The organism is Bellilinea sp. (genome assembly GCF_034432615.1).
In the GTDB taxonomy this organism is placed as follows: Bacteria; Chloroflexota; Anaerolineae; order Anaerolineales; family Anaerolineaceae; genus Bellilinea.
In genome coordinates this window covers 1-9,767 of record NZ_DAOUBL010000036.1, presented here as the reverse complement: position 1 = coordinate 9,767, position 9,767 = coordinate 1, and the positions used below count along the sequence as shown (strand labels likewise).

At 58.1% G+C, this 9,767-nt stretch carries 8 protein-coding genes; 2 read left to right on the top strand and 6 right to left on the bottom strand.

The features are described 5' to 3' along the window. The 6 genes from VAE48_RS01660 to VAE48_RS01635 all read right to left on the bottom strand — a co-directional run. On the bottom strand, nucleotides 1-217 hold a 217-nt coding region (locus VAE48_RS01660; RefSeq protein WP_322791570.1), incomplete at its 3' end, for a Na+/H+ antiporter subunit E. Further along, nucleotides 214-1,707 (bottom strand): Na+/H+ antiporter subunit D, encoded by a 1,494-nt coding sequence (locus VAE48_RS01655; protein ID WP_322791569.1) that lies wholly within the window; start codon nucleotides 1,705-1,707, stop codon nucleotides 214-216. The genes VAE48_RS01655 and VAE48_RS01660, both read right to left, overlap by 4 nt. Next, the gene (locus VAE48_RS01650; RefSeq protein WP_322791568.1) at nucleotides 1,708-2,100 is read right to left on the bottom strand and encodes a Na+/H+ antiporter subunit C; all 393 of its coding nucleotides are present in this window, start codon (nucleotides 2,098-2,100) and stop codon (nucleotides 1,708-1,710) included. Nucleotide 2,101: 1 nt separating this feature from the next. Beyond that, nucleotides 2,102-2,509: a Na+/H+ antiporter subunit B gene (locus VAE48_RS01645; RefSeq protein ID WP_322791567.1), complete on the bottom strand. Its 408-nt coding sequence runs from the start codon at nucleotides 2,507-2,509 to the stop codon at nucleotides 2,102-2,104. A 2-nt stretch (nucleotides 2,510-2,511) separates the two neighbouring features. Further along, nucleotides 2,512-4,854: a putative monovalent cation/H+ antiporter subunit A gene (locus tag VAE48_RS01640; RefSeq protein WP_322791566.1), complete on the bottom strand. Its 2,343-nt coding sequence runs from the start codon at nucleotides 4,852-4,854 to the stop codon at nucleotides 2,512-2,514. 177 nt (nucleotides 4,855-5,031) lie between these two features. Next, entirely contained in the window at nucleotides 5,032-6,258 is a 1,227-nt protein-coding gene (locus tag VAE48_RS01635) for an MFS transporter (protein ID WP_322791565.1), read from the bottom strand. A 483-nt stretch (nucleotides 6,259-6,741) separates the two neighbouring features. Between VAE48_RS01635 and pheS the strand changes: the two genes are divergently transcribed. Beyond that, complete coding sequence (gene pheS / locus VAE48_RS01630) at nucleotides 6,742-7,785, top strand: phenylalanine--tRNA ligase subunit alpha (RefSeq protein WP_322791564.1); 1,044 nt, start codon at nucleotides 6,742-6,744, stop codon at nucleotides 7,783-7,785. Beyond that, on the top strand, nucleotides 7,785-9,767 hold a 1,983-nt coding region (pheT, locus tag VAE48_RS01625; protein ID WP_322791563.1), incomplete at its 3' end, for a phenylalanine--tRNA ligase subunit beta. The genes pheS and pheT, both read left to right, overlap by 1 nt.

Sequence of the window (9,767 nt, the reverse complement as noted above, 5' to 3'; positions counted from 1 at the left end):
GGTTAAGGTTGGCCTTGACCAGTTCTTTCAGGAAGAATGCCAGAAAGGACAGCACGCGCGGCACACGCGTAAAGTAGGAGCGGTTGTCACCGCGCACCGTCAACCACAAGACCAGATAGCCGAGTAAAAAGCCAAAGATGAGATTGGGCGGGTCAAATTGTGCTGAAAGCGCCGACCACGCCAGCGCCAGCAGGACGTTCATCAGGAAGATGGTCACCGCACACCTCCCAGAACTGCAGCCACATATAGCGCCGGCTGCATTAATACCCCGGCGGCCTGTTCTGCCAGCCCGTAGGCCGGCTCTGCCAGAAAACCCAATCCTACGCTGATCAAACCCATGAGCAGAGCCGGCAGCACCAGCGCTATTTTGAATCCGGCCGGCCGGTTTTGCGCTGGAGCGTTTTGAGGCCCCGGTTTCCAGAAGGCTTCCATCCAGATTTTGGTCATCGAAAACAGCGTGAGCAGGCTGACGGCCAGGGACACCGCTACAATGGCGTACTGACCCTGCGCCAGACCGGCGCGAACCAGTGCCAGTTTACCAAAGAATCCCGAAAGAGGCGGCAGACCGGCCAGTGAAAGCGCCGGAATCAGGAAAAGAACTGCCAGCCAGGGTTGATCGCGGTACAACCCACCGATGCGCCGTAAATCGAAAGACCCGCCGACCCGCCGGATGATGCCTGCCACGAGGAAGAGTGCGGCTTTGGCGGCGATCACATGCCCCATGAAGAAAATGGTGCTGGCCAGTCCGGCAGTGCTGTACAGCCCCAGCCCCATCAGCAGGTAGCCAATCTGGCTGATGATGTGAAAGGAAAGCAGGCGGCGGATGTCGTACTGCGCGGCCGCTCCTAAAACTCCAATCACCATGGTAAAACCGCCCAGCACCAGCAGGATGGTGTGGGTGAAGGCGACATCGGTCAGGAAGAGCAGGGTGAACACACGCACCAGCGAATAGACACCCACTTTGGTCAGCAAACCGGAAAACAGAGCGGTAACAGCAACCGGCGGGGTGTGATACGAAGCTGGCAGCCAGAAGAACAGCGGAAAAATGGCAGCCTTGATGCCGAAAGCCACCAGATACAACATGGCAATGGTGGTTACCAGCCCGGGGGAGTTGACCTCGCCCAGACGAATGGAAAGATCAGCCATGTTGAGCGTGCCGGCCACACTGTAAAGGATGCCGGTAGCCGAGAGGAACAGCGCCGAAGAAGTCAGGTTGAGGATAACGTACTTGATTGCCCCTTCCAGTTGAGCGCGCTCACCGCCGAGCGCCATCAGCACGAAGGACGCCATTAGCATCACCTCGAACCAGACGTACAGGTTGAAAATATCCCCGGTCAGGAAGGCGCCGCAGACACCCATCAGCAGCGCGAAGAACAAGGGGTAGAATCCGTGCGCCACCCGGTTTTCGTCAATTCCTTCCAGCGAGTAAATGGCCACCAGCACGGCTACTACTCCCGTAATAACCAGCATGATGGCGCTGAATAAATCGGCTACCAGGGTGATGCCATAGGGAGCCGGCCAGTTGCCGATTTGGGTCACTGCAATTCCACTGCGCTGCACCTGTTGGAGCAGCGCCAGCGCTGCCAGCAACAAAGCGCTGCTGCCCGCTACCGCCAGCAGACGCTGTACCCGCGGCGTATTCCATGCAAACAGTGCGAGAATGATCAACAAGAAGGGTATCAATAAGGGCAAGAGTACCCGTTCCATTTAGTAACCTTCCTCTTCTTCCGGGGGGATTTCGGGGTGGTATTTGGGGATGATGTCGGTATCACGCAGTTCGTTCATGTCGTTGGTGCCAAGCACGGTGTAGGTCTGGCGCGCCAGTACCAGCGCAAAGGCGGTTACCCCAAAACTGATCACAATCGCCGTCAAAATGAGCGCCTGCGGAAGCGGGTCCGCCGATTGACTGATTTGATCGGCTCCCAGCGGGATGAGCGGAGGGCTGGCGCGCTGCAAACGCCCGGCGGTGAAAATCAAGAGATTGATCGCCTGTCCCAGCAGCATCAGGCCAATCAATACTTTGGTCAGGCTGCGGCGCATCATCATATACAACCCTACCGTGAAGAGTACCCCAATCACAATTGCCAGCAGAAAAATCATCTCAATCCTCCGCCAGGGTGAAAATGATCAGCAGGGTTACGCCGATGACCACCAGATACACACCCACATCGAACATCAGGGGTGTACCAATTTTACCGATTACTGGCAGGGGGTCTTTCAGCCACAGGCCGGTCATGAACGGTTTGCCGCTCAACCAGCCGATCAGGCCGCTTAAGAGGGCAACCAGCAGCCCTGCGGCAACCAGCGTGCGCGGCTGGACGCGTAAAATGCGGCGGGCAGCCTGAACATTGTTGGCAATGGCGTATAAGATGAACGCCGCGGCGGCAACCAGCCCGCCCACAAACCCCCCGCCAATTTCATTGTGCCCGCGGATGAGCAGAAAGACGGAAAAGACCATGAGTAACGGCATCAGGTAACGCGCAGCCAGATAAAGGATGATTGAACCCATGCTCAGTCTTCCTCCTCCGCGGGTGGGATGATGATCTCATGCCGTCCAATGGTCAGGCGGATGAGGGCATAAACGCCGATACCGGCCAGCGCCAGCACAGTAATTTCACCGAGTGTGTCGAAAGCGCGGAAGTCCACCAGAATGACATTGACCACATTACGCCCGTTGGCCAATCGCAGAGCGTTTTGCATGAAGAATTCTGAAATGTGCGGTACAACCGGGCGGGCGGTAACGATCAGTGTGAGAATGGTCATCAGCAAACCGCCGGTCATGGCAACCAGAAAATCTGCCAGACGGGCAGGCGGGCTGGTCAGACGGGTGAACTTCGGCAGGCGGTAAACCACCAGCACAAACAGAATCACCGTCAGGGTTTCAATGGCGAACTGAATCATGGCCAGGTCGGGCGCGCCGTATAAAAGATAAATCAACGCCAGCCCATAGCCGACGATGCCCATGATGGCAATGGTGGCCAGACGTGAGCGGGTGCGGATGATGGTCAGCGCGGCGAGGATGATTAACGCCCCCAGTACAATTTCGTAAAAATTGATGGTTCCCCAATCGTTGCGCAGGATGATCTCGTTGGCGCCGCGCAGATAAGCCAGCCCCGCCAGTGCCACCGTGGTGAGGATGATGGTCATCAGGTAAAAGCGCAAATAACCATTTTGCAAACGATAGGTCAACCAGGAGGCAAAGCGGCGCAAATTCTCCAGCCCAACCTGATAGGCATGAGCCGGGCCAAAGCGCCCCAGCCAGCGCAGGCGGGCAGTGAGTTCCCAAACTGGCCTCCAGCCGGCATACAGGGCCGCTCCCAGCGCCAGGGTAAGCGCGCTGAGTGCCAGCATCGGGTTCAAACCATGCCATAAGGCCAGTTTGACTTTGAGCGGCTGGAGGAGCGCTGCCTGAGCCGAAGCCTGCACCAGCGGAGCGGCGAGCGTCATGGGCAGTAAACCGGCCAGCAAACCGAGGCTGGCCAGCAGCAAAGGCGGCAGATCAAGTGAAAGGGGGGCGGCATGGGCATGGCGGGGAGTTTCACCCGGTTTACCGATGAAAGGTTTCAGCCCAACCAGCCCGGAAACCGCTACCAGAATGGCGTTGCCGATCAACGCCCCGGCGGTCAACCAGCCGGCAAGGGGCTGGGCTGCGAGTGTGGTTTCATATAAAACTTCTTTGGCAATGAAACCCAGCGCGGGGGGTAATCCGGCCATGGAGAGGGCCGCCAGCCCGCCGGCCAGGGCTGTGCGCGGCATGGAGCGGCGCAAACCGCTCAGTTTGCTGACATCGCGGCTGCCGGTTTCGTGATCCACTGCGCCGGCGACCAAAAACAAGGCTCCTTTGTAGAGTGCATGAGCCAGCAGGTAAAGCATGGCCGCTTTTACGGCCAGATCGCTGCCCCAGCCGAGCAGCATGACCATTGTCCCCAGTGAGGCAACCGTAGTGTAAGCCAGCAGTTTTTTCAAATCCACCTGACCGATGGCAAGCAACGCCCCCGCCAGAAAAGTGGCCAGCCCAAAACCGGTGACCAGCATCTGCCATTCAGCCGTACCGGCAAAGATGGGGCTTAAGCGCGCCAGGAGATAAACCCCGGCCTTAACCATGGTTGCCGAGTGCAGGTAGGCGCTGACCGGGGTGGGAGCGGCCATGGCGCCGGGCAGCCAGAAATGAAAGGGGTACTGCGCCGATTTGGTCAGCGCACCGGCCAGAATCAACAAAAAGGCTGGCAGAAACAGCGGTGAATTGCGCAGCACATCTCCCAATTGATTCAACTGGCTGATCTCGTAGCTACCGCCAATTTGACCGAGCAGTACCAGTCCGGCCAGCATTGCCAGCCCGCCCCCGCCGGTCACCAGCAGGGCTTGCAGGGCGGCATAGCGCGAGGCTTCTTTTTCATGATCAAAACCAATCAGCAGAAAGGAACTGATGCTGGTCAATTCCCAAAAGACAAACAGGGTCAGAGCGTTATCGCTGATGACGACGCCGAACATGGCAGCCATGAAGAAAAGGATGAAGGCATAAAAACGCCCCAATTGATGATGACCGTGCAGGTAGCCGCCGCCGTAAATCAAAACCAGCGTGCCGATGCCCAGAATCAGCAGGCTGAAAAGCAGTCCCAAACCATCCAGGTAGAGGGAGAAGGTAACCCCCAGTCTTTCAGCCCAGGGCAGTTGATAGGCAAAAACCTGCCCGGCCAGAATGGCGGGCAAACGGCCGAGCAGGGTCAAAAACAGCCCAGCCGGCAAAATTGCCATCAACCAGCCGGCGCGTTGGGACTGCGCCTGCTGAATGAAAGGGGCTAATGCCGAAAGAATCAATAAGAGCAAAACAGCGGTGGGCAGAACAATGTCCATCGTCCTTGCTTTCTTGTTTGTACAGATGATAAAACGAAGCCAATGTTGCAGGGAAAACCCGACTTCTCCCCGCGAAGTTGCGGTTTCCCCGGTTAAAATCCGTTCCAAATATACTGAATAATGGTGCAGATTGTCAAGTTGACGCGAAAGGCTTGCGTCAATTGGTTGAAACGCGACTCAGGGAATCTTGCTCGCCGGGGCAGGCTCAGCCGCCGGGCGGCGCAGCCAGAAGAAGACGAATAACAGCGCGCTGAAAATGCCGCACAGTCCGCCGCCATACCAGATCGCCTGTGGGTTGAACCAGTCGTTCAAAAAGCCGCCGGCGACCGGCCCAATCCCGGCAGCCACATTCCAGGTCAGGCCATATAAACTCATGTAGCGCCCGCGCATATCGGCTGGAGCTGAATTGGCAGCATAGGTGGACGAAGTGGGTACCAGCACCAGCTCGCCGATGGTCATCACCACCATACTTGCCCAAAATCCCCAAAAGCCGCTGCCCAAGGCCACGCTGCCAACCCCCAGTCCGTACAGCAAGCCGCCCAATGCCAGCACCGGCAAAGGATTGAAACGACGGGTGAGCATGGTGACCGGAATCTGGAAAAAGACCACCATGAGGGCGTTGGTCATCGGGATCATGCCGTATAACCGTTCGGTTACGCCATAATGGGTTTTGGCGTAGACCGAAAGCAGCACCCACATGATGGAGGCGCTCAACTGGGTAAAAATGAACGCCAGCAGAAAGGTCATGTAGGGCTGGTCACGCAGTACATGCCCATACCCCCCAAAGCGTTCTGGCTGTCGGAGGGCTGCCGCCGGCCCACCGACAGGCTGGGGCAGGGTTTCCCGCGCCAGAAAGGCAATCAGCAGACCGTAAATCACCAGCCCGGTTGCTGCCCCGTAGAAGGCGTATTCGTACGAGATGGAAGCAATAAAACCGCCGGCTGCCGGCCCAATAGCCACACCGACATTGTTGCTCAGGCGCATCAACGAATATCCATCCACCCGTTTTTCGACGGGAAGCAGATCCGCCATCATTGCATCAGCGCCGACCCGATAGAGCGGGTTAGCAGCCCCCTGCAGAATCATCAGCAGGACAAAAGCCGGGTAGGTTTCGGCGCGGCTCATCAGTAAATACCCCAAGCCGTTGACCAGCAAACTGATTGCCATGACCCACTTGCGTCCCAGTCGGTCAATGATGGGACCGGCAATGAAGGAACTGATCAGCCCGCAAACGGAATTGATGGTCAACAAACCGGCGCTGACGGTCAGCGGCATAGCCAGCCGTTCGCTGACGTAAATCATCAAAAAGGGCCAGATCATACTGGCGCCAATGGTGCTGATTAACATTCCGGCAAACATCAGCCAGAATTGAGCCGGGAGACGCAATTCAAACAGTTTTCGCATAAATGTTGAGCAGAGATGACAGGTGGGTAGGAAAAGCCGCGTTGATTTTACTACGAATGGACGCAAACGCGGAAACCAAACCGGTTTTGAAAAAACGGCAACTTGCGGATGCCTTGACAAGCAACACATTCTGAAGATAATAAGGGTATTCCAAATCCGCAAACGGCTGTGACGGAGGAAAGTAAACTGGCGGAAACCGACAGGGAGGCCGGGGCGCAGACTGAGACCCCAGCCCGGCAGAAACCGGTTGAAGTTCCCTCCCGAGCCGCCCGGGGGAACGCTCTCCCCAGTGAGAGCCAGTAGTTCGGGCCGCACCGCCAGCGTTAACCGGCGCGCCAATCGTTCTGCCAGCCGGCGGAGCCGTTGGGCTGAGTGGGCTGCCGGAATGGCAGCCAAACAGGGTGGTACCGCGGGAAATTTCCTCCCGTCCCTTGACCGGGGCGGGATTTTTGTTAACCGAATCACTTTCTTCAGGAGGTAAAGGTGAGCGACTCCGAAAATATTTTGGAAGAACTGGATCAGATTCTGCAAAATGGACTGAATGCCCTGCAGCAGGTACAGGACGAGGCGCAGTTGGGCGGGTGGCGCACGGCTCATTTGGGGCGCAGTGCGCCCGTCATGCAGGTCTTTGCCCGTATGAGCAGCATCCCCAAAGAAATCCGCCAGCAGGTCGGTCAAAAAGCCAATCAGGTCAAAATTGCGCTGGAAAATGCGCTGGAAGAACGCAGCGCCGTTCTGCGCCGCGAAGCGCTGGAACGTAAACTGACCGCCGAGCGGCTGGACGTGACCCTGCCGGGGCGGCAGCCGGCGCTGGGCCGGGCGCACCCTGCCACTCAGGCGCTGGATGAAATCTGCGCCATTTTCATCGAAATGGGTTTTCAAATTTACCGCTCGCCGGAAGTGGAAACCGAGGAGTTGAACTTTGAATTGCTCAACATTCCTGCCCATCATCCCGCGCGCGATATGTGGGATACCTTTCACACCACCACACCCGGGGTGATCCTGCGCACGCACACCTCCCCCGGTCAGATCCGCGCCATGCGCGAAATGGCGCCGCACCCCATCCGCGTCATCCTGCCGGGCATGGTCTATCGCTATGAACAAACCAACGCCAGCCATGAAATGCAATTCAATCAGGTAGAACTGCTGGCGGTTGGGCGGCAAATCACCTTTGCGAACCTGAAAGGCACACTGGAATCGTTTGCCAAACGCATGTTTGGCGAAGGTGTCCGGACGCGCTTCCGCCCCTCTTACTTCCCGTTTACCGAACCGAGCGCCGAGGTGGATATGGAATGCTTTATCTGTGGCGGAAAAGGCTGCGGTGTGTGCCGCGGTAGCGGCTGGTTGGAAATTGGCGGCTGCGGCATGGTGCATCCGGTGGTACTGCAAAACGGTGGATATGATCCGGCCGTCTTTTCCGGTTTTGCGGCCGGTTTAGGCCCCGAGCGGATCGCCATGCTCAAGTATCATATCGAGGACATCCGTTACTTCTGGCAAAATGACATTCGTTTTCTGGAGCAGTTCTGATGAAAATACCGCTTTCCTGGCTGAAAGACTATATTGACATTGACCTTTCCCTGCTGGATCTGGCGAAAACCCTGACCATGGCCGGGCTGGAGGTAGAAGAGATCCAGCTGGTGGGCTTGCCCGACCCGTATGCCGACCTGCCGGCCGATACCCCGCGCGAGTTCAAGGTCAGCGGACTTTCGTGGCAGCCGGATAAAATCGTGGTTGCTCAAATTGACGAGGTGATGCCGCATCCGAATGCCGACCGGCTGGTATTGTGCCGACTGAACGATGGCACCGGCGAGATCATCGTGCTGACCGGTGCTCCCAACCTGTTTGAATACAAGGGCAAAGGCGTTCTGCCCAAGCCGATTAAGGTGGCGTATGCCCGCGAAGGCGCGCGCATTTACGACGGTCATCAGCCGGGGCAGGTGCTGACCACCCTTAAGCGCGCCAAAATCCGCGGGGTCGAGTCGTTTTCGATGGTCTGTTCTGAGAAGGAACTGGGCATTTCCGACGAACATGAGGGCATCATCGTTCTGGATGATGATGCCCCAACCGGCGTGCCGCTGGTGGATTACATGGGCGATGCCGTGCTGGAAATCTCGATTCTGCCAAATATGATTCGGGATGCCTCACTGATTGGCGTGGCGCGCGAACTTTCGGCATTGACCGGTAAACCGCTGCGTTACCCGCAGGCGCGCCTGCCCGAAGATGCGCCATCCATTCGCGGCAAGGCCGCCATTCAAATCAGCGACCCCCACCTCAACCCGCGTTTTGTGCTGGGACTGGTGGAAGGTGTGACCCCGCGACCGAGCCCCTACCGGGTACAGCGCCGATTGCGGCTGGCGGGCATGCGCCCGATCAACAGCGTGGTGGATGCGACCAATTACGTGATGCTGGAACTGGGTGAACCCCTGCACGCCTTTGATTATGATGTGCTGGTGCGCCGTGCCGGCGGAAAACCGCCCACCATGATCACCCGAGCGGCGCAACCGGGCGAAAAACTGACTACGCTGGACGGCGTGGAACGAACCCTCGAACCGTTCACCGTACTGGTGTGCGATACGGCTGGGCCGCTCTCGCTGGCCGGGGTGATGGGCGGGCTGGAAAGCGAGGTCAGCCCGCAAACCCGCAGTGTGCTGCTGGAAGGGGCGGCCTGGAACTTTGTCAATGTGCGGCGCACAGCGTTTCATCAACGGATCAACTCCGAAGCGGCTTATCGCTTTTCACGCGGGGTGCATCCTGCGCTTGCCGAAACCGCAGTGGTGTTGTGCCTCAACCGCATGGCCGAGTGGAGCGGCGGGCAGATTTACGCCGGTTTGGTGGATGAATATCCTCTCCCGCCGCAGGACCCTGAAATCCGCCTCACAGAAGCCGATGTACACCGCTGGCTGGGAATTGAATTGACCGCCGGTCAGATTGCCGAGATGCTCACCCGGCTGGAATTCACCTGCCGGGTTGAAGGCGATAGCGTCCTGGCCAAAACGCCGCCCCACCGGCTGGATATTGGCAGCGGCGAAACCGGTAAAGCCGATTTGATTGAGGAAATTGCCCGCATTTACGGCTATCAGAACATCCCCTCCACAAGTCTGGCCGATCCTTTGCCGCCGCCGCGCTCGGATGCCGCCCTGGAACTGGAACAAGAAATACGCCAGACGCTCATCCGCCTGGGTTTGCAGGAGGTGATCAACTACCGCCTGACCGCTCCGCAGCGGGAAGCGCGCCTGTATCCGGCTGAGGCGCGCCCGCCGCAGCCCGAATACCTGACCCTCCGCAACCCGCTCAGCCCCGAACGGGTGGTCATGCGTCGTTCGCTGCTGGCTTCGGTGCTGGACGCGGTGGAGAAAAATGCCCGCCTGAGTGACCGCCTGGCGTTCTTTGAAATTGGGCCTGTTTTCATTCCGCGCAATGAAAACCCCCTGCCGGATGAACCGATTTTTCTGGCGATTGCCTTGACCGGTTTGCGCCAGCCCGCGGCGTGGGACAATGCCCGCCCGCCT